This window comes from Streptomyces sp. NPDC001515 (assembly GCF_053597115.1).
In genome coordinates this window covers 1-20,188 of sequence record NZ_JBSFHN010000013.1, presented here as the reverse complement: position 1 = coordinate 20,188, position 20,188 = coordinate 1, and the positions used below count along the sequence as shown (strand labels likewise).

The 20,188-nt window shown below is 71.3% G+C and carries 19 protein-coding genes; 11 read left to right on the top strand and 8 right to left on the bottom strand.

Translation table 11 applies throughout. The features are described 5' to 3' along the window. Nucleotides 1-444: 444 nt before the first annotated feature. Entirely contained in the window at nucleotides 445-1,608 is a 1,164-nt protein-coding gene (locus ACWCXC_RS15910; protein WP_450889235.1) for a helix-turn-helix domain-containing protein, read from the top strand. A gap of 54 nt (nucleotides 1,609-1,662) precedes the next feature. Here the strand turns inward: ACWCXC_RS15910 and ACWCXC_RS15905 are convergent, their stop codons facing one another. Beyond that, complete coding sequence (locus ACWCXC_RS15905; protein ID WP_450889233.1) at nucleotides 1,663-3,480, bottom strand: FG-GAP repeat domain-containing protein; 1,818 nt, start codon at nucleotides 3,478-3,480, stop codon at nucleotides 1,663-1,665. Nucleotides 3,481-3,737: 257 nt separating this feature from the next. On the opposite strand from ACWCXC_RS15905, the gene ACWCXC_RS15900 reads away from it, so the two are divergent. Continuing rightward, complete coding sequence (locus ACWCXC_RS15900) at nucleotides 3,738-4,559, top strand: FkbM family methyltransferase (protein WP_450685148.1); 822 nt, start codon at nucleotides 3,738-3,740, stop codon at nucleotides 4,557-4,559. Between the two features lie 168 nt (nucleotides 4,560-4,727). Here the strand turns inward: ACWCXC_RS15900 and ACWCXC_RS15895 are convergent, their stop codons facing one another. Next, entirely contained in the window at nucleotides 4,728-6,290 is a 1,563-nt protein-coding gene (locus tag ACWCXC_RS15895) for a beta-N-acetylhexosaminidase (protein ID WP_450685147.1), read from the bottom strand. Between the two features lie 242 nt (nucleotides 6,291-6,532). Between ACWCXC_RS15895 and ACWCXC_RS15890 the strand changes: the two genes are divergently transcribed. From ACWCXC_RS15890 to ACWCXC_RS15865, 6 genes are all read left to right on the top strand, one after another. Continuing rightward, on the top strand, nucleotides 6,533-7,849 hold the full coding sequence (locus ACWCXC_RS15890; protein ID WP_450889230.1) for a macrolide family glycosyltransferase: 1,317 nt from the start codon (nucleotides 6,533-6,535) through the stop codon (nucleotides 7,847-7,849). Then, nucleotides 7,846-8,832 carry a glucose-1-phosphate thymidylyltransferase RfbA gene (gene rfbA, locus ACWCXC_RS15885; RefSeq protein ID WP_450889228.1) on the top strand — a complete coding sequence of 329 codons (987 nt, stop codon included), beginning with the start codon at nucleotides 7,846-7,848 and terminating at the stop codon, nucleotides 8,830-8,832. Before ACWCXC_RS15890 ends, rfbA begins: the two co-directional genes overlap by 4 nt. Then, entirely contained in the window at nucleotides 8,829-10,046 is a 1,218-nt protein-coding gene (locus tag ACWCXC_RS15880) for a macrolide family glycosyltransferase (protein ID WP_450889226.1), read from the top strand. Before rfbA ends, ACWCXC_RS15880 begins: the two co-directional genes overlap by 4 nt. Next, entirely contained in the window at nucleotides 10,043-11,278 is a 1,236-nt protein-coding gene (locus tag ACWCXC_RS15875) for a macrolide family glycosyltransferase (RefSeq protein ID WP_450889224.1), read from the top strand. The genes ACWCXC_RS15880 and ACWCXC_RS15875 overlap by 4 nt, the downstream gene beginning before the upstream one ends. A gap of 209 nt (nucleotides 11,279-11,487) precedes the next feature. Then, on the top strand, nucleotides 11,488-12,768 hold the full coding sequence (locus tag ACWCXC_RS15870; protein WP_450685165.1) for a cytochrome P450: 1,281 nt from the start codon (nucleotides 11,488-11,490) through the stop codon (nucleotides 12,766-12,768). A gap of 80 nt (nucleotides 12,769-12,848) precedes the next feature. Then, a complete protein-coding gene (locus ACWCXC_RS15865) occupies nucleotides 12,849-13,190 on the top strand; it encodes a class I SAM-dependent methyltransferase (protein ID WP_450889339.1) in 342 nt (113 codons plus the stop codon). Between the two features lie 151 nt (nucleotides 13,191-13,341). Here the strand turns inward: ACWCXC_RS15865 and rfbB are convergent, their stop codons facing one another. From rfbB to mqnE, 5 genes are all read right to left on the bottom strand, one after another. Continuing rightward, a complete protein-coding gene (rfbB, locus tag ACWCXC_RS15860; protein WP_450685142.1) occupies nucleotides 13,342-14,304 on the bottom strand; it encodes a dTDP-glucose 4,6-dehydratase in 963 nt (320 codons plus the stop codon). A gap of 15 nt (nucleotides 14,305-14,319) precedes the next feature. Then, nucleotides 14,320-15,525: a cyclic dehypoxanthinyl futalosine synthase gene (gene mqnC / locus ACWCXC_RS15855; protein WP_450685141.1), complete on the bottom strand. Its 1,206-nt coding sequence runs from the start codon at nucleotides 15,523-15,525 to the stop codon at nucleotides 14,320-14,322. 109 nt (nucleotides 15,526-15,634) lie between these two features. Then, nucleotides 15,635-16,552: a menaquinone biosynthetic enzyme MqnA/MqnD family protein gene (locus ACWCXC_RS15850; protein ID WP_450889222.1), complete on the bottom strand. Its 918-nt coding sequence runs from the start codon at nucleotides 16,550-16,552 to the stop codon at nucleotides 15,635-15,637. After that, nucleotides 16,552-16,860: a ferredoxin gene (locus ACWCXC_RS15845; RefSeq protein WP_450686146.1), complete on the bottom strand. Its 309-nt coding sequence runs from the start codon at nucleotides 16,858-16,860 to the stop codon at nucleotides 16,552-16,554. The genes ACWCXC_RS15850 and ACWCXC_RS15845 overlap by 1 nt, the downstream gene beginning before the upstream one ends. A gap of 38 nt (nucleotides 16,861-16,898) precedes the next feature. Continuing rightward, the gene (gene mqnE / locus ACWCXC_RS15840; protein ID WP_450686145.1) at nucleotides 16,899-18,065 is read right to left on the bottom strand and encodes an aminofutalosine synthase MqnE; all 1,167 of its coding nucleotides are present in this window, start codon (nucleotides 18,063-18,065) and stop codon (nucleotides 16,899-16,901) included. A gap of 226 nt (nucleotides 18,066-18,291) precedes the next feature. On the opposite strand from mqnE, the gene ACWCXC_RS15835 reads away from it, so the two are divergent. The 3 genes from ACWCXC_RS15835 to ACWCXC_RS15825 are packed head-to-tail and all read left to right on the top strand — an operon-like array spanning nucleotide 18,292 to nucleotide 20,009. Beyond that, nucleotides 18,292-18,711 (top strand): DUF6069 family protein, encoded by a 420-nt coding sequence (locus tag ACWCXC_RS15835; RefSeq protein WP_450889219.1) that lies wholly within the window; start codon nucleotides 18,292-18,294, stop codon nucleotides 18,709-18,711. Nucleotides 18,712-18,714: 3 nt separating this feature from the next. Further along, nucleotides 18,715-19,206 (top strand): hypothetical protein, encoded by a 492-nt coding sequence (locus tag ACWCXC_RS15830; protein ID WP_450889217.1) that lies wholly within the window; start codon nucleotides 18,715-18,717, stop codon nucleotides 19,204-19,206. An 11-nt stretch (nucleotides 19,207-19,217) separates the two neighbouring features. Then, a complete protein-coding gene (locus ACWCXC_RS15825; RefSeq protein ID WP_450889215.1) occupies nucleotides 19,218-20,009 on the top strand; it encodes a futalosine hydrolase in 792 nt (263 codons plus the stop codon). On the opposite strand, the gene ACWCXC_RS15820 is transcribed toward ACWCXC_RS15825, so the two are convergent. Next, nucleotides 20,003-20,188, bottom strand: a 186-nt coding sequence (locus tag ACWCXC_RS15820) for an adenosylhomocysteinase (RefSeq protein ID WP_450686141.1), incomplete at its 5' end; no start/stop codon positions are given. The two genes, ACWCXC_RS15825 and ACWCXC_RS15820, sit on opposite strands and share 7 nt — an antisense overlap.

The following is a 20,188-nucleotide window of genomic DNA, read 5'->3' as shown; positions in this document are numbered from 1 at the left end:
TCACCCCCTCGGAGCGGCGGGGCCCCACCCGTCCTACACGGCGAGTCCGAATCGGCGGAACGCAGCCACCGCGAGCGGCGGGAGCCGACCCAACTCGGGCATACGGTCCACCAGGTAGCCCCCTGTCGGTCTCCCCGCTGATCGCCACCGGGTCGTGGGTTTCCACGACCCGGTGAACCGCGACCCGGTACACCGCGTCCCGGCCGCCCACGACGTCTGAATGCTTTTAAAGAACTTGGGAAAAAACCCAACCAAACCCCACCCCACCCCCGTCCTGACCTGCATCACTCGCACGGGTGACATAGGGCAATCGGGCTGGATTCGGGGCGGGTTGGCTGGCATATGCTCGCGGCGACCGATCACCCCAGAACATGAGACGGCCCCCGGCGAGACTGACAATCTCGAACGAGGGCCTGACCACAAGGAAGAAACACCCACTTCCCGATGGATACTTCGCAGGCTATCGCGCCCCCGCCCCTCCGGCGCAGCTCACCCCGGTCCCAGACCGACGTCACGCCGACCTCCGGCGTCATCCACGTCAACGCCCGCCACGTCTCCCGCTTCGTGGTCATCGGCAACCAGCTCGCCCAGCACCGCGCGCTCTCGCTCGTCGCGATCGGGCTCGCCGTGCACATCCAGTCGCTGCCCGCCGGGGCGAAGATCGGCATCAAGGTCCTCGCCGAACGCTTCCCGGAGAGCGAGACCCGGATCGCGTCCGCCCTCCGCGAGCTGGAGGCGGTCGGCTATCTGCACCGCAGCCGCGTACGGCTTGCCACGGGCCGCGTGGTCACCCGTACGGTCTCGTACAACCAGCCGCGCACCGCCGCCGAGCCCACGGCCACCGCTCCCGGGCCCGCCAAGCCCAAACCCGCCACCCGGAAGACCAGCGCCCCCAAGGTCACCACGCTGCCGCCCCCACGTCCTGACGCAGACGTCCACGCCGAAACAGCGGCCCCGCCACCGCCACCGCCTCCGCGGACACCGGCCGCTCCCCCGCCGCCCCCGTCCCCGCTCCGGCCCCCGGCATCCCCACCCCCGACGGTTCCGGACCCCGCCCCCTTCGTCCACGTACCGGCTCCTACGGCTCCGAGGAAGCAGCCCGCGCCGCTGCCTCAGCCGCATGCGCCCACCGAGGAGCTTCACCGGGCCGCCACGGCGCTGCTCGCTGACCTGCGCCGTCACGCGCCCCAACTGACCCTGTCCGAGGGGGATATCGCGAAACTCGCACCCGGCGTCGCAACCTGGCTCGAACGGGACGCGCACCCCGACGCCGTACGCCATGCCCTCACCAGCGACCTTCCGGTCCCCGTCAAACACCCGGCGAAGTTCGTCCGCAGCCGGATCACCGCGCTCCTGCCGCCGCCGCTGCCCGGCACCGCGGATCTCGTCCCGCCGCCACGCCGCAAGATCGTCGTCATCCCGCTCGTGGACTGCGACGGCTGCGAGCGCGTCTTCCGCTCCGCCGATCCCGATCCCGGCTACTGCCGCGACTGCCGAGCCGAACGGGCATACGCGCAGGAGCAAGGGCTGGAACAAACCCAGGCGCAAACAGAGGTGCAAACAGAGGCACACATAGTGACGCGAACAGAGGCGCGAACAGTGGCGTGAACGGTCGAGGGGGCGGCGGGGCGGCGCCCGTCGCCCCCTCGGGTGGGAACAAGGTCACTGGAGCCAGGTGTACGTGTTCCAGCCGCCGTTGCCGATCTTCACCGGCGCCTTGAAGGTGGACTCGGCGCGCCCGGTGGCGCTGTAGCGGTAGAGCTCTCCGGCGGTGTTGACGGCGACGAGGTCCGCCTTGCCATCGCCGTCGAGGTCACCGGGGGCGGCGAGCTTGGTGTACGTGTTCCAGCCGCGGCCGATCGCCGCCTTGGCCTCGAAGGGGGCGGAGGCGGTGCCGGTTCCCCGGTAGAGGTAGAGGGTGCCGGTGCTGTCGCGGGCGACGATGTCGGCGCGTCCGTCGCCGGAGAAGTCACCGGCGCCGACGAGCTGGTCGAACTGGTTCCAGCCGCCGCCCACCTTCACCCGGGCGTTGAACGTGCCGTCGCCCTTGCCGGGGTACAGCCACAGCACCCCGGAGCCGTCGCGGGCGAGCAGGTCGGTGCGTCCGTCGCCGCTCAGGTCGCCGGGGCCGAGCACCAGGTCGTAGCTGCCGAAACCGGTGGCCAGGGCATGGGCGCCACCGGCCACGGTGTCGTCGTAGAGGGTTCCGTTGTAGACCTCCATCACCACCGAATCGCCCGAGTCTTCGAGGGCGACGGAGTTGACGATCTTGGCGCCCTTCAGGTCGCTGCCGATCAAGCTGCGGTCGGACACGGTGCCGTCGTCGTTGGAGAAGTAGGCGTACAGATCACCGGCGGAGGTCAGAGCCAGGAGATTCCCCTTGCCCCAGGCCGGATTTCCGCCCATGCCCGCCACCAGGTAGCGCTGGAGCCAGTAGCCGGGAGGCAGGGCCGTGCCGGTGGTGTCCTGGCGGGCGGTGAGCTGGGTGAGGCCGGACCCGTTGGGGTCGCCCTCGTAGTAGTACGCCCCACCGGCCGTGGTCCGGCCGAGGAGGCCGCCGTGTGCGCCCGGACGGGCGCCGGGGAAGCCGATGATCTGGTTGTAGGTGTTCCAGCCCTTGCCGATCTGGACGCGCGTGGCGACCGGCGTGGCGGCGTTGCCGTCGAGCGCGTAGTACCAGAGGTTGCCGTCGAGATCGCGGGCGACGAGCGAGCCGTGGCCCGTGCCGGTGAGGTCGCCCGCCCCGGTCATCTGGTCGAAGATCTGGAAGCCCTTGCCGACCTTGACGCGGGCGGTGAAGGGGTCGGAGGAGTCGCCGGTGCCCCGGTAGAAGTACAGGTCACCGGTGTGCGTACGGGCGAGCAGGTCGCCCAGGCCGTCGCCGGTGACGTCACCCACGGCGACGACCTTGTTGTACGTCTGCCAGCCCCGGCCGGTCCAGATCGGGCTGCCTTCCGGGAAGGACTCGTTGCCCCAGAGCGACAGTTGGCCCGAGGCCGTGAGGGACAGCACCTCCGGGCCGGGTGTGGCGGAGCTTTCCTCACCGGGGGTGAGGATGTCGAGGTACTCGGTGGAGCCGCTCTTGCTCATCGGCACGCCGAAACCGCTGAACCACTCCAGGACGCTGCCGGTCGAACCGTGCATGAGGAGGTCGGCCTTGCCGTCCCCGTCGACGTCGTAGAGCGGTGCGTCGGGGCCCGCCACCGCGGCGGCCCTCGCGGCGGCCGAGGTGTCCCCGGCCGCCGGCTTCCCGGCGGCGGGCCTCTCAGCGTCGGGCTTTCCGGCTGCCGGCTTCTCGGCGGCGTGCGGAGCCTCGGGCTGCTCCGCTTCGAGCCGCTGGACGGCAAGGTCGCGGTGCGGCGCGCCGCTGTCGGCCTGCGCCACGGCGGCAGGGCCGAGGACGAACGCGCTCGCGGACAGCGCGGCGAAGGTGCAGACCGCCAGCAGACGGCTCCTGCGGTATGTGTGCGTGCTCTTCACGGTGAAAGACAAGACAACCCCCCATGGTTGCGACTGCCGCGACGGAACGCGGCCACCGGGCGCCGCGTCGACCGGGGCGGCCACGGAACCGGGCGGCCCTTCCATGCGGCCGCACCCGGCGGGACAGGCGTGAGCAGCGCAGATCCGACCGGCCCGAGTCGTTCATACGTCCGATTCGAACGCCGCGAGTCTAACTGCCGGGCCTATGCACGGAATCGCGGGGTCCAGGCTCCCGGTTAGTTGTTCGACTAGATGCGATGGCCGAATCCGTCCGGGCCGCCTTCTCGCCCATACGCTCGTTTCACAAACTCTCCACCTCACAGGTCGACCAAGGGGCGATGGTGACGGAACTGGTCAAGCTGGGTGACGGCCTGCAGGTGTATACGCAGAGCGTCCTCGAAACGCAGTACATCTACGACGAGATCTTCCAGCAGGGCTGTTACAGCACGCTGGAACTCCCGGACAAGCCGCTGGTGTTCGACGTCGGCGGCAACATCGGGATGTTCGTCCTCTTCATCAAGAGCACGTACCCGGACGCGGAGATCGTCTCGTTCGAGCCCATGCCGGACTCGATCGACCTGTTCGGCAGGAACATGGAGCTGCACGGTCACACGGACGTGACGCTGCACCGGACGGCGCTGGGCAGCAAGCCGGAGGCGGGTGTCAGCTTCTCGTTCTTCCCGATGCTCCCGGCCAACTCCACCCGGTATCCGGAGATCAAGGAGCAGCCCAAGGCGCAGATGGCGCAGCTGTCCGACGCGGCGCTCGCGGACCAGATGTACTTCGCCGAGAAGGTCACCGTCGACGTGGAGCGGCTGGCGGCCTACCTGCCGGCGGACCGTGACGTGGACCTGCTGAAGGTCGACGTGGAGGGCGCCGAGGCCGATGTACTGCTCGGCATCGACGACGCGCAGTGGCCGCGCATCCGCCGCGTGGTCGTGGAGGTCGCGGACCTGGACGACCAGCTGGAGCGGGTCTGCTCCATCCTGCGCGCGCAGGGCTTCGAGGTGACGCCCCAGCAGGCGCCGCTGACCGACGCCGAGGACAACTACTACATGGTGCAGGCCGTCCGCGTCTGACCCCGCGGGCAGTACGGCATTCGGAAACGCGCGGCTCTACGGATAACGCTCGGTTCCACGGAAAACGCCCGGCCGGAATTCCTCCGGCCGGGCCTTTTCGTACTACCGAATCACTGCCACCCCCACGGCCCCGGCGCCCGCGAAGGCACCGGCGCCGGGGCCGCCGGATCAGCTGCCCAGCGGCCAGGGGACCTCGGGCGACGGGTAGTAGTTCACGCGGGCCTCGCGCAGCCGCGGCCCCTGGGCCGCGAGCCGCACCTTGAAGGCGTCCCAGTTGTGCGAGGACGCCTTCGCCCAGCCGATCTCGGCGATCGACAGGAGGCGGGGGAACGCGAGGTTCTCCAGCTGGTTGATGCCGAACACCGTCTCCGACCACAGCGGCGCCTCGACACCGGCGATCGTGGACTCGCCCAGCCCGGCGACCTGCTCCTCGGGCTTCCAGTCGTAGGAGTCCTCCACCGTGGAGGTGCCCGCCCAAGAGTTGCCGACGGGGTACTCCGGCAGCGCGTCGTTGTACTTCATGTCGAGGTACGCGTTGCTCGCCGGCGCCATGATGAACTTGCCGCCGCCCTTGGCAGCCTCGACCAGTTGCTCGTCGTTGATGCCCGCGGCCCACAGCTCGGTCACCGAGGTCTTCGGGTCGAGCGACCCGGCGGCCTCCTGCCAGCCGAAGACCTTCTTGCCGTGCTTCTCGACCAGCTTGGCGACCTTCTGGAGGTAGAGGTCCATCTCGGCCTGCGGCCGCTCGTGCGCCTCGTCACCGCCGATGTGGATGTACGGCCCGGGGGTGAGGGCCGCTATCTCGCCGATCACGTCGTCCAGGAACTCGTACGTCGTCGGGTTGTCGATGCACAGCTTGCCGAGCGGGCTGTTCACCCAGTCCGTGTACGGCTCCAACGGCTTGCCGTCACAGGTCAGCTTGGCGTACGAGGCCAGCGCCGAGTGCATGTGGCTCGGGCCCTCGATCTCCGGGACGACCGTGATGCCGCGCGCCCAGGCGTAGGCGACGAGGTCGCTGTACTGCTCCTGCGTGTAGTAGCCGCCGAGCATCCCGCCCGTACCGCTGCTGCCGCCGATCCTGGCCAGTTCCGGCCAGGACTTGATCTCGATGCGCCAGCCCTGGTCGTCGACCAGGTGGAGGTGCAGATAGTTGATCTTGTAGCGGGCGATCGCGTCGATGTAGCCCTTCACGTCCGGGGCCGGGAGGTGGTGCCGGGCCACGTCGAGCATGGCGCCCCGGTAGCCGTAGCGCGGGGCGTCCGAGATCACACCGCCCTGCACCCGCCAGGGACCCGGCATCCGCTGGGCGCGGTCGACCTTGACCGGCAGCAGCTGACGCAGCGTCTCCACCCCGTTGAACAGGCCGGCCCGGTCGTCGGCGCGGATCGTGACCGCGCGCGCGTTCACCTCCAGTTCGTAGCCCTCGGGCTTCGTCACCGTGTTGGCGCCGCCGAGCGCCAGCACGATGCCTTCCGGCCGGGCGCCGGAGGCCAGGGAGCGCACCGGCAGGGCGTAACCGGTGGGCTTGCGCAGCAGTCCGGTGAGGAACGCGGCGGCTTCGGTCGCCTCCTTGGAACCGGCGGTCGCGTAGACCGCGTCGTCCGGCTCCAGGTCGAAGGCGACACCGGCCGTGGTGCGGACCTCGACGGGCTGCGGAACGACACGGGTCAGCGGCACCGTGCCGCTCACCTGGGCCTGGCCGCCCGCCGACGCGCTCGCCGTGGTCAGCATGGCCGTCATCGTCACCACGACCGCGATCACTGTCCCCTTCGCACGGCGTGCGAGACGGTGTCCGGGTGGACTTGCGTATGTGTTCATCGGTGACTGCGTCTCTCTGTCGAGGCGGACTGATGTGAGGCGGACTGATGTCCTGAATCCATCGACAACCAGCTTGGTCAACACGGTCTAGCGGGAGCCCTAGTCTTCGTTCCGCTCGCTCGAAGGCGGCAGCCGGGCGTGTACATACTCACGCCGTGAACGGACAACCGGCCCAGGACCGACCCACGCCCCTGCGGACAGCCGGCCGAAGCGGCCACATCGGCGTCTGCACCTTCCCCGCGTACGCGCACATCGCACCGGCCGTTCCCCTGATGACCGAACTGGTGCGGCGCGGCCACCGGGTCACCTGCTTCGTCGCCGAGCGCTTCACCGATCTGGTGCGGAGCAGCGGCGCCGAGGCGGTCGTCTATCCGTCGCGCTTCCCGTGGGCCGACGGGCCCACCGGAACGCCGGTGGAGAACATCCTCGCCTTCTTCGAGGAGGCGCTGGCCCCGGTGGAGACGGTGGCCACCCGGTTCGGCGGCGACCGGCCCGACCTCCTCGCCCATGACCTCGCGGCCTCCGAGGGCGCCCGGCTGCTGGCCCGCGCCTGGGACGTCCCGGTGGTGCAGCTGTGCCCGACCATCGCCTCGGGCCCCGGCTTCTCGATGTCCGAGCGGCAGAGCCGGGAGGTGACCGGTCCGCCGCCGGAACCGGTCGACCCGCACGACCCGGCCATCACCGCGTTCACCGACCGCCGCAAGCGGCTGCTGGCCGCGCACGGCCTGGACGACTCCCCGCTGGACGGCTTCGGCGGGGACGACGGCGACAACATCGTCTTCCTGCCGAAGGAGTTCCAGCCGGCCGCGGAGACCTTCGACGACCGGTTCGCGTTCATCGGGCCCTGCCTGACCGACGGCTCCGAGGACGGCGCACCGGAAGCCGAGGGCGGCTGGCAGCCGCCGGACGGCCGTAAGGTCGTGCTGCTCTCGCTCGGCAGCTCGTACACCCCCGACCAGGCCGCCTTCCTGCGGTTCTGCGTCGAGGCGCTGGCCGGATCACCGTGGCATCTGGTGGTGACCCTCGGCCACCGCGTCACCGCGGAAGAACTGGGCCCGTTGCCGGACCACGTGGAGACCCACCAGTGGCTCCGGCACCCCGAAGTCCTGCGGCACGCCTCCGCGTTCATCACCCACGCCGGGATGGGCAGCGTCATGGAGTCGCTCGTCCACGGCGTCCCGATGGTGTTCGTGCCGTACCACATCGACCAGCGGGTCATCGCCCAGCAGGCCGCCGGCCTCGATCTGGGACGCGTCCTCATGCGGGAGTCGGCCAGTGCGGCCGCGCTGCGTGCGGCGGTCGACGAGGTCGTCTCCGGGCAGGACATCGCCGCCGCCGTGGCCGCGATGCGCCGCCACGTGCGCGAGGCGGGAGGCGCCGTACGCGGTGCCGACACCGTCGAACGCCTGATGCGCAGGCCCGGCCCTCCACGCACCCATCCCGCGCCACCTACGGAAGTGACTCACCCATGAAGGGCATCATCCTCGCCGGGGGCGCCGGAACGCGCCTGCACCCCGTGACCCTCGCCGTCTCCAAGCAACTGCTCCCCGTCTACGACAAGCCCATGATCTACTACCCGCTCTCCGTGCTCATGCTCGCGGACGTCCGGGACATCCTGATCATCTCGACGGCCGAGGACCAGCCGCTGTTCCAGCGGCTCCTCGGCGACGGCTCCGAGCTGGGCCTGCGGCTGAGCTACGCGGTCCAGCAGGACCCCAACGGACTGCCCGAGGCGTTCGTCATCGGCGCGGACTTCATCGGTGACGACTCGGTCGCGCTGATCCTCGGCGACAACATCTTCTACGGCCCCGGCATGTCCGACCGGCTGCACGAGAGCCGCCGCGACCTGGACGGCTGCGTGCTGTTCGGCTACCACGTCTCCGACCCCGAGCGGTACGGCGTGGGCGAGGTCGACGAGCGGGGCCGGCTGATCGGCATCGAGGAGAAGCCGGCCCGGCCGCGCACCAACCGCGCCATCACGGGGCTGTACTTCTTCGACAACCACGTCGTGGACATCGCCAAGAACCTGACGCCGTCGGCGCGCGGCGAGCTGGAGATCACCGACGTCATCCGGCACTACCAGCGCGACGGCAAGGCGCAGGTGGTCGACCTCGGCCAGGGCTTCGCGTGGCTGGACACCGGGACCCACGACTCGCTGATGGACGCGGGCCAGTACGTCCAGGTGCTGGAGCGGCGCCAGGGCGTGCGCATCGCCTGCATCGAGGAGATCGCCCTGCGGCGCGGCTTCATCGACGCCGAGGCGTGCCTGCGGCGCGGCGCACGGCTGACCAAGTCCGGTTACGGCGAGTACGTCATCAATCTCGCCCGCCGAAGCCTGGAGGCCACGGCCCCGTCCGGCCCGGCCCCCTCCGGCCCGGCCCCCTCCGGCCCGGCCTCCTCCGGCCCGCTGCCCACCGCCGCGGCACAGCCCCGGGAGATGGCGGCCCTGCGATGAGCGGTCGTCACATCGCCTTCTTCAACTACGCCGCGCACGGCCATGTGAACCCCACCCTGCCCGTCGTCGCCGAGCTGGTGCGGCGCGGCAACCGGGTGACGTACGTGGTCGCGGACCAGTTCGCGGACGTGGTCGCGGCCACCGGCGCCGACGTGATCCCGTACGAGTCCGTCGTGCCGAAGTCCTGGAACACCGTCGCCATCCCGGCGAAGATCACCGGTGACGACATGGCCGAGGCGGCGGTCGGCCATCTGACCGAGGCGTTCGCGCCGCTGGACGAGGCGGAGAAGCGGCTCGGCGACGACCGGCCGGACGTCATGGTCTACGACGCGTTCGGCTTCGCCACCGGCCGGCTGCTGGCCCGCAAGTGGCAGCTGCCCTCGGTGCTCACCGCGACGACGTTCGTGGTCAGCGAGACCTGCAATCCGTACGCCGAACTCGCCGCGACCATGTCCGCGCCCGATCCGGACCATCCGGCGCTGGCCCGCCACCGGGAGCTGCTGCGCGGCACCCTGGACGCGCACGGCCTGGGCGATCTGTCCAACGAGGAGTTCACCGGCGCTCCCGAGGAGCGGACCGTCGTCTTCGTCGCGCCCGAGTTCCAGCCGGGCACCGAGACCTTCGACGAGCGGCACGTGTTCGTCGGGCCGTGCATCGGGGACCGCGCCCACCAGGGCAGTTGGCAGCGTCCGGACGACGGGCGCCCGGTGGTCCTCGTCGCCCTGGGCAGCTTCGGCTACGAGAACCAGGCGGCGTTCTACCGCGACGCGCTCGCCGCGCTCGCCGATCTGCCCTGGCACGTCGTCATGTCGCTGGGCGGCCTGGTCACGGCGGACGACCTCGGCCCGCTCCCGCCGAACGTGGAGGCCGCGCCCTGGGTGCCGCAGCTGTCGGTCCTCGCACACGCCTCGGCCTTCGTCTCGCACGCCGGCATGGGCAGCACGATGGAGGCCCTGTCGTTCGGGGTCCCGCCGGTCGTGGTGCCCCGCACGGGCGAACAGGACCTGGTGGCCGCACGCGTCGCCGAACTGGGCCTGGGCCGCTCCATCGCCCCGGCCGACCTCGACGCGCAGGGCCTGCGCACCGCCGTCCTGGACCTCGCCGGGGACCAGGAGGCCCGGCGGCGGGTGCGGGAACTGTCCGCGAGCATCGCCGCCCGGCGCGGCCCGTCGCTCGCCGCCGACACGATCGAGGCCAGGGCTGCCGCGTCATGAACGAGACCCCCCGGCACTTCGCCTTCCTCCCCTACCCGGCGTACGGGCACATGGTGCCGGCGCTCCCGGTGGTCGCCGAGCTCGTGGAGCGCGGCCACCGGGTCACCTGCTTCACCACGGAGGAGTTCCTGGAGCGGGTCCGCGCCACGGGCGCGGAGGCGTGCCTGTACGATCCGCCGCTCTCCTCCGACCCGCCGCCGGACGTCATCGACGCCGACGAGTGCGCGCGGGCCCCGCTGAAGCTGCTGGAGGCCAGCACGGCGGTCCTCCCGGCGATCGAGGCGCGTTTCGCGGCCGGGCCGCCGGACGTCGTCGCGTACGACACCACGCTGTGGCTGACCGGGCGGCTGCTGGCCGCCCGCTGGGGGCGGCCCAGCGTGCAGCTGTCCCCCACGTTCATCTCCAACGAGCACTTCAACCTCTCCGAGCAGCACCAGGAGTTCGCCGGGCAGATCGACCCGGCCCACCCGGCGATCGTCGCCTTCGCGGAGCGGCTGCGGGCGATCGTGACCGGCAGCGGTCTGCGCGAGGAGCAGCAGGCCGAACTGTTCAACGGGCACGAGGAGTTCACCGTCGCCTTCGTGCCCAAGGAATTCCAGTTCCGGGGCGACACCTTCGACGGCCACCACGTCTTCGTCGGACCGACGACCCGGCCCCCGGCCCCGGCGGCCGACGCCACCGCCTGGCAGCCGCCGGCGGACGGCCGCCCGGTCCTGCTCGTCTCCCTCGGCACCACCGTCAACAACCACCCCGACTTCTTCCGCGACTGCGTACGGGCCTTCGCCGATCTCCCCTGGCACCTGGTCCTCGCCCTCGGCAAACGGGTCGCCCCCGAAGAGCTGGGCCCCCTGCCGCCCCATGTCGAGGCCCATCCCTGGGTGCCCCTGGCCGAGGTCCTGCCGCACACCTCGGTCCTCCTCTGCCAGGCCGGCATGGGCAGCGTCCTGGAAGGGCTGCGGGCCGGCGTCCCCATGGTCGTCGTCCCCCACCACCCCGAACAGCACGTCAACGCCCGGCGCCTGACCGATCTCGGCCTCGCCCGGACCGTGCGGCGCGAGGACGCGACCGTGACCGCCCTGCGCGACGCCGTTCTCGACGTGGCCGCCGACACCGCGCTCCGCGCCCGCGTCCAGGACATGAGCCACCACGTCCGCGCGGCCGGCGGCGCGGCGCGGGCCGCCGACGCGATCGAGGAACGGCTGCGGGCGCTGATACCGGAGGGAACGCGATGACGCGGGAGACCGGCCCGGGGCCGGTACGGGAGACCGGCCCGGGGCCTGTACGGGAGACCGGCTCCGTGACGGAGACCGGGCACGTACCGGTGACCGGGTCCGTGGCGGAGACCGGGCACGTACCGGTGACCGGGTCCGTGACGGAGACCGGGTCCGTGACGGGGGCCGGGTCCGTGGCGGAGACCGGGTCCGTGACGGGGGCCGGGTCCGTGGCGGACCCGCCGGTCGCGCTGCCGCAGACGCGGACCTGCCCCTTCGACCCGCCGCCGGAGTACGCCAAGCTGCGCGAGACGTGTCCGGTCGCGCCCCTCGCCCTGACCGTGGGGCCGGGCGAGGGCTCGGGCTGGCTGGTGACGCGGCTGGCCGACGTACGGGCCGTGCTGAGCGACCGGCGGTTCAGCCACCGCAACGAGCTGATCGGCCTGCCGATCCCGCCGCCCTTCCCGATGGACACGTACGCCCCGCCGCCCGCCGCCCCGGGCGCGTTCATCAAGATGGACCAGCCGGACCACTCCCGCTACCGGCGGCTGCTGGCCCGGCGGTTCACGATGCGGTCGGTGGCCGCGCTGACCCCGATGATCACGCGGCTGACGGAGGAGTACCTGGAGGCGCTGGCCGGGTCCGGCGGGCCGGTGGACCTGGTGAGCGCGTTCGCGGAGCCGTTCACGGTCCGGGTGATGTGCGAGATGCTCGGCGTGCCCGAGGCGCTGCGCGAACCGCTGTCCCGGCATCTGGCCGTCCTGTCCCGGATGCACTACACGGTGGAGGAACTGATCACCGCGTGCACGGCGATCGCCGAGGCGCTCCAGGACCTCGTCGCCGCCAAGCGCTCCGACCCGGGCACGGACCTGCTCGGCGAACTCGCCACCGACGAGGGCCTCACCGACGAGGAGGTCGTGAACCTCGCCTGGGCCCTGCTCGGCGGCGGTTTCGACACGACGGCCAACATGCTGGCCCTGGGCACCTTCGCCCTGCTGGCCCACCCCGACCAACTGGCCCTCCTGCGGGCCCGCCCCGACCTGGCCGACAACGCCGTGGAGCAACTGCTCCGCTACCTCACGATCTCCCACCTGGGGGCCAGCCGCGCCGCCCTGGAGGACGTCGAGCTGAACGGCGTGCCGATCAAGGCGGGCGACACCGTCGTCCTCGCCCTCCCCGCCGCCAACCGCGACCCCGCCCACTTCGACGCCCCCGACCGGCTCGACATCACGGCCCCGGCCCAGGGCCACGTCGCCTTCGGCCACGGCGAGCACCAGTGCATCGGCCAGAACCTGGCCCGCGCCACCCTCCGCATCGCCCTCCCGATGCTCTTCGCCCGCTTCCCCGGCCTCCGCCTCGCGACGCCGGAGGCCGACGTACCGCTCCGCTCGGACATGCTCCATTACGGGGTGCACGAACTGCTGGTGGAGACGGGGGCTCAGGCGCCTCCGGGCTCCCCGTTCGGGCGGCACGCTCAGATTCGCCCACAACACGCGCGGGGACGCGAGTAGCTTGACGGGCTCCACCGTCCGGCACGTCTCCCGGAGGACTTCTTGATGCTCGGCGTCGCCCCGACCACACCGGCCGAGTACTGGATCTGGGGCCGGCAGAGGACGAGAACGCCGCCTTCCTCGCCCGCGCCGGGGTCGAGGTGACCGCTGTCGACTTCTCCGCCGTCCAGGTCGAGCGGGCGCGCCGCTTCTGGAAAGGCGAGAGGCGGCTCACGTTCGTGCACGCCGGGGCGTGTGCCTTCCTCGACGCGGACGGTCCGCGGTTCGCGATCTACTCGACGTGGGGGGCCGTTTGGTTCACCGACGCCGAGGAGCTGTTCCCCCGGGTGGCGTCCCACCTCAGGCGGGGCGGGGTGTTCGGCTTCTCCCACCGCGAACCGGTCGTCGGGCGGTACGGGGCGCAGGAGATGGGCGGTAAGTGACTGGAGGGCCGCGAGACCGAGCTGACGGCTCCTGGTGACCGCCGCGATCTAGCAGCGCCCCCTGAGCGGTGGAGCCGGACCGGACCGCGCACGCGACGGCCGCCGGACCCATGTCGGTCCGGCGGCCGTCGCGCCCCTGGCCGAGACTCCGTCAGGCGGTCTCGGCGGGCCACCACTGCGGGTGGTCCTGGTACCAGCGGACCGTGCTTTCCAGGCCGGTGGTGAACTCGATGGACGGGGTGAACCCGAGCTTCGTGATCTTGCTGAAGTCGAGGGAGTAGCGCAGGTCGTGGCCCTTGCGGTCGGTGACCTGCTGGATCATGGAGGGGTCGGCGCCGCAGAGTTCGACGAGGCGGCGGGCGAGGGAGATGTTGGTGACCTCGACGCCGCTGCCGATGTTGTAGACCTCGCCGGGGGCGCCGTCCGTCAGGACCAGTTGGAGCGCGGCGCAGTGGTCGGCGACGTGGAGCCATTCGCGGACGTTGCGTCCGTCGCCGTAGAGGGGGACGGGCTGGCCGCGCAGGAGGCGGGTGATGAAGAGGGGGATGAGCTTTTCGGCGTTCTGGTAGGGGCCGTAGTTGTTGGAGCAGCGGGTGAGCCGGATGTCGAGGCCGTGGGTGCGCCGGTAGGCGAGGGCGGCGAGGTCGCTGCCGGCCTTGGAGGCCGCGTAGGGCGAGTTGGGCTGGAGCGGTTCGTGCTCGTCCCAGGAGCCGTGCTCGATGGAGCCGTAGACCTCGTCGGTGGAGACGCAGAGGACGGTCGCCACGTCGTGGCGGGCGGAGCTGTCCAGGATCTGCTGGGTGCCGACCACGTTCGTGGAGGCGAACGGGACGGCGCCGGCGACCGAGCGGTCCACGTGGGACTCGGCGGCGAAGTGGACGACCACGTCGTGGCCGGGCAGGACCGCGTCCAGGGCGGCCGCGTCGCGGATGTCGCCCTGGACGAAGGTCAGCCGTTCGTGGCCGATGGGCAGGTTGGCGGTGTTGCCGGCGTAGGTGAGCAGGTCGAACACGGTGACTTCGGCGTCCTCGTATCCGGCGTACTCGCCGGCGAGCATCGCCCGCACGTACTGCGAGCCGATGAAGCCGGCTCCGCCTGTGACAAATACCTTCACGTCGATCCGTCTCCCTCAGCCGACCGGCAGGACCTTCAGTGAGCGGCGGCGGACGCCGTCGCCGGAATCCACGATCGAGGAGATGTGGGAGACGACGCGCTCGTCGGCCGGGTCGGCCGACGGGTCGTCGTGCACCCGGAGGATCTCGTACGTCGTGGAGCGCTGCGCCGGTACGCGGTCGGCGCCGCGGATCAGCTGGAGCAGTTCGGGGAGGTTGGAGCGGTGCTTGGCCCCGGCGGAGGAGACGACGTTCTCCTCCAGCATCACGGAGCCGAGGTCGTCGGCGCCGTAGTGCAGGGTCATCTGGCCCATCTCCTTGCCCGTGGTGAGCCAGGAGCCCTGGATGTGGGCGACGTTGTCGAGGAAGAGCCGGGCGACGGCGATGACGCGCAGGTACTCCAGCGAAGTGGCCTGCGTGCGGCCGCGCAGCTTGTTGTTCTCGGGCTGGTAGGTGTAGGGGATGAAGGCGCGGAAGCCGCCGGTGCGGTCCTGCACGTCGCGGATCATCCGCAGGTGCTCGATGCGCTCGGCGTTGGTCTCGCCGGTGCCCATGAGCATCGTCGTGGTGGACTCCAGGCCGAGGCCGTGGGCGGTCTCCATGATCTCCAGCCAGCGCTCGCCGGACTCCTTGAGCGGGGCGATGGCGGTGCGCGGCCGGGCCGGCAGCAGCTCGGCGCCGGCGCCCGCGAAGGAGTCGAGGCCGGCGTCGCGGATGCGGACGATGGCCTCCTCCACCGGGACCCCGGAGACCTTCGCCATGTGGGCCACCTCGGAGGCGCCGAGCGAGTGGATGACCAGTTCGGGGAAGCGCTCCTTGATGGCGGAGAACATGGTCTCGTAGTACTCGACGCCGTAGTCCGGGTGGTGCCCGCCCTGGAACATGATCTGCGTGCCGCCCAGCTCGACGGTCTCCGCGCAGCGGCGCAGGATGTCGTCCAGGTCCCGGGACCAGCCCTTGTCCGTGTCCTTGGGCGCCGCGTAGAACGCGCAGAACTTGCACGCCGTCACACAGACGTTGGTGTAGTTGATGTTCCGCTCGATGATGTACGTCGCCAGGTTCTCGCGGCCCGCGTAGCGGCGGCGGCGCGCCTCGTCGGCGGCCTGGCCGAGCAGGTGGAGCGGGGCGTGGCGGTAGAGCTCCAGTGCCTCGTCGGGCGTGAGGCGGCCTCCGGTGGCGGCGCGGTCCAGAGCAGCGGTGAGATGACTGGTCGGGATGGCCATCGGGCCACCTTTCTGTTTCGGATGGGTCGGCAGGCGCCGTTGAGGGGTGCGCCCGGCGTGGTCGGCGGAAGCCGTCAGCGGGCGCGCCCGGTGTGGTCGGCGGGCGCCGTCAGCGGATGCGCCCGGTCTCCAGCAGACGGATGCCCAGATCGGGCGCGAAGCCGGCCTCGGCTCCGCCGACCCGGCGGGCGAACTCGCGGAGTCCGGCGAGCTGCCGCTCCCCCAGGTCGAAGTCGAGCGCGGACAGGTAGTAGCGCTTGAGGGTCTCGAAGTCGAACTCCGCCCAGCGGGCGGCCTTGTGGCAGACCGCCTCGATCTCGTCGAGGAAGAGTTCGCGCGAGCGCAGGAATCCGGAGTGGACCTCGCGGACCAGTTCGGGGCGCTCCTCCACGAAGGCGCGCCGGGCGGCGAAGACCGCGAAGACGAACGGCAGCCCGGTCCACTCGCGCCACATCTCGGCCAGGTCGTAGACCTGGAAGCCGAAGGTGTCGGCCTGGAGGAGGGAGGCGCGCAGGGCGGCGTCGCCGATGATCACGGCGGCCGGGGCCCCGGCCATCATGGTGGGCAGGTCCGGCGGGCAGTCGAAGTAGGCGGGGCGGACGCCGACCGATTCGGTGAGCAGCAGTTCGGCCAGGCGCACGGTGGTGCGGCTGGCCGTGGTGCGGGCGAGCGGGACCCCGTCCAGCTCCTCCAGCGGCACCTTGCTCAGCAGCAGACAGGACATGACCGGCCCGTCCGCGCCGACCGCGATGTCGGGCAGGACGACCAGGTCGTCGGCGTGGCGCAGGTACTCCATGACGCTGATGGGGCTGATGTCCAGCTCCCCGGCGACCAGGGCGTCGCTCAGCCGCTCCGGCGAGTCCCGGCGCAGATCGAGGTCGAGCAGGCTTCCCGTACGGGCCAGTCCCCAGAACAGGGGCAGGCAGTTGAGGAAGTCGATGTGGCCGACGCGCGGCCGGCCGAGGCCGGCCGGGGCGGCGGGGCGGGCCGGGGCGGCGGGGCGGGCCGGCCCGGCGACGGTCGTCATCAGGCGTCCGCCGAGTCCGGTCCGAGGACCTCGACGCCGTCGCTGACCCGGCGCACGTGGATGCACTCCCCCGGGCACTCCTTCACCGAGTCGGTGACGTCGCGCAGGGCGATGGTGGGCACGATGACCGTGGCACCGGTGTCCTGCAGGAGGTCCCCGTCGGCGTTCCTGACATAGGCGAGCCCGTCGATGTCGAGCTCGAAGACGTCGGGAGCGTACTGGCAGCAGATCCCGTCGCCCGTGCAGAGGTCCTGGTCGATCCAGACCTCCAGGGCATCACCCGTGAGGTCCTCGTCCCGTACGGTCATCGCGCACACCTGCCGATACTTGTCGTGATGGTCATGGGTCAGACCCGCATGGGCTGGGGGGTCTCGCGGATCTCCGGATCCGGGCCCTCGTACTCGCGGACGATCTGGTAGAGGGTGTTGCGCTCCACGGGCTGGAACCCGGCGTCGCGGATCAGGTCCAGCAGGCTCTCGCGGGACATCTTGTCCGGGGTGCCGTAGTTGTCCGCGTCGTGGGTGATCTTGTACTCGACGACGGAGCCGTCGATGTCGTCGGCGCCGTGGTTGAGCGCGAGCTGCGCGGTCTGGAGGCCGTGCATGACCCAGAAGACCTTGACGTGCGGCACGTTGTCGAAGAGGAGCCGGGAGACGGCGAAGGTCTTCAGGGACTCCGCGGGGGTGGCCATCTTGGTCTTGGCCATCAGCCGGTTGCGCTCCTTGCCGTCCATGGAGTCATGGAAGTCGTGCTGGTAGCGCAGCGGGATGAAGACCTGGAAGCCGCCGGTCTCGTCCTGGAGCTCGCGCAGCCGCAGCACGTGGTCGACGCGGTGGCGCGGTTCCTCGATGTGCCCGTAGAGCATGGTGCAGGGCGTCTTGACGCCCTTCTCGTGGGCGAGGCGGTGGATGCGCGACCAGTCCTCCCAGTGGGTCTTGTGGTCGACGATCTGCTGCCGGATCTCCCAGTCGAAGATCTCCGCGCCGCCGCCGGTCAGCGACTCCATCCCCGCGTCGATCAGCTCGTCGAGGATCTCGTCGGCGGGGAGGCCCGAGATGGTCTCGAAGTGGTGGATCTCGGTGGCGGTGAAGGACTTGATCGCCACGTTCGACGGCAGCGCCTCCTTCAGCGCCCGGATCGAGCGCGGGTAGTAGCGCCACGGCAGCGTCGGGTGGAGGCCGTTGACCAGGTGCAGCTCGGTGAGCTGCTCGGACTCCATCGCCTTGGCCAGTTTGACGGCCTCCTCGATGCGCATGGTGTACGCGTCCATCTCGCCCGGCTTGCGCTGGAACGAGCAGTACGCGCACGAGGCCGTGCACACGTTGGTCATGTTGAGGTGGCGGTTGATGTTGAAGTGGACGACGTTGCCGTTCTTCCGCGTCCGTACCTCGTGGGCGAGTCCACCGAGCCAGGCCAGGTCGTCGCACGCGTACAGTGCGATACCGTCCTCCCGGCTGAGGCGCTCGCCGGCGGCGACCTTTTGTTCGATCTCGCGTTTGAATCCTGCGTCCACCCGTGCGTCTCCTCAGCGTCGAGTCCGGCATGGATACGGTCTGCTGGCCCCGCGAACACAACAGCCCCGGGCAGCGCAGCTCCATGCTGGTGGACCGACCGCTAAGAGAATCCCTACAGATACGATCCAGCGCCTGCACCGGCGGCGCCGCTTGCCCGTACCGTGAACTTTCGCAAAGGTCCGCCCTCGGACCGGGACACGCGCATCGGCCTAAGGATGAAGACGCATGTCGAATACAGCGACCGCCTCCCCCACCCGTCAGCTGGCCCGCGGACGGCTCGTCTATCCGCTGGCCGCGACCGTGGCGACCGTCATCGTCTGGCTCATAGGGCACGCCGCCCTCGACAACGGCATCCAGGCGAAGGCGTCGGGCGACGACGTCCAGGAGATCGGCCTGCCCATGGTCGTCATCGTGACGCTCGTCGTGGGCTTCGCCGCCTGGGGCGTGGCCGCGCTGCTCGACCGCAAGCCGGCGTCCGCCCGCAACCGCTGGACGATCATCTCCTCGGTCGTCTTCGTGCTCTCCCTGCTCGGCCCGGCCGGCAGCGGCGAGGGCAGCGGCTCCACGATCACGCTGCTGGCCATGCACGTGGTCGTCGCCCTGGTGCTCATCCCCGGGTTCGCCCGGACGGCGCGAAAGGACTGAGGCATGGCGAAGACCGGACTCCGCCTGCGCAAGAAGGGCGGCGCGTTCGTCGTCGACGGCCTCGACAAGCCCACGGGCACGCTGAAGTTCGACCGCGGGATGCGCACGGGCACGGTCACCGTCGGTGGCCGTGCCCTGCCGATCGCGGCCACCGGACGCCGGCGGACCCGGGTCACGGCCGCCGATCCCGCGATCCTGTGCCTGGACGGCGGGGGCGCCTTCGTGCCCGGCGGCGGCGCGCCGGTCGAGTGGCGGATGTCCCCGCCGGGCCGGGGCGGCTACCGGGCGACGCTCGTCCGGGGGGCCGACACGATCGACTTCTCCCTCGGCAAGTCCGACGGCAAGTCCGTGCGGATCGAGGTCACCGGAGACTGGGACGACCTGGAACTGCTCGCGCTGGCCGGTTCGTTCGCGCTGCTGTCGCGCCGCCGGGGCGACACGTACCTGAAGATGGCCTTCGTCGCCGTCATCAGCGGCGGCCAGCACACCCACTGAACGGTGACGCGATGATCTCCCAGCCGGACCCGCACGGCCGCCCCGACGAGGGGGCCGCCGCGCGGGTCCTCGTCGTCACGGCGGTCACCGCCGAACAGGACGCGGTGGCGGGCGCCTTCCGCGAGACCTCCGCCGCGCCCGCCCCCGCTCCGGCCGCCGCCCGCATCCTGCACCGGGAGACCGCGGGGGGCGTCGGCGTGGACGTGCTGGCCGCCGGGGTGGGACCCGCCGCCGCTGCCGCCACCACCGCCGCCGTTCTGGCCGCCGCCGACCGGCGGGGGGCGGGATACGCACTGGTCGTCAGCACGGGCATCGGCGGCGGCTTCCAGCCGGAGGCGCCGCTGTGCTCGCTCGTCGTGGCGAGCGGCATCGTCGCGGCCGATCTGGGCGCGGAGACGGCCGACGGCTTCGTCGCGGTGACCGAGCTGGGCTTCGGCACCGTCGAGCACCGGCCGGACGCCGCGCTCGTGGCCCGGATCGCCGAGGCGACGGGGGCGCGTACCGGCGCGGTTCTCACCGTGTCCACGGTGACCGGCACGGCCGCGCGCGCCGCCGCGCTGCGGGACCGTCATCCGGACGCCCTGGCGGAGGCGATGGAGGGCTTCGGCGTGGCCGAGGCCGCGGCGGCGGTGGGCTGCCCGGTCGTGGAGCTGCGGGCCGTGTCCAACGCGGTCGGGCCGCGCGACCGGGAGCAGTGGCGGATCGGGGACGCCCTGAAGGCCCTGGCGGACGCCTCCGGCCGGCTCACCTCGGTGTTCGAGGATCAGCCGGCCGGTGCGCGCTCGGGATCGGTGGCTCAGTAGCGGTAGTGGTCGGGCTTGTACGGGCCGTCGACCTCGACGCCGATGTACGCGGCCTGCTCCGGGCGGAGCGTGGTGAGCCGAACGCCGAGCGAGGCCAGGTGGAGACGGGCGACCTTCTCGTCCAGGTGCTTGGGCAGCACGTACACGTCCGTCGGGTAGTCACCCGGCTTGGTGAACAG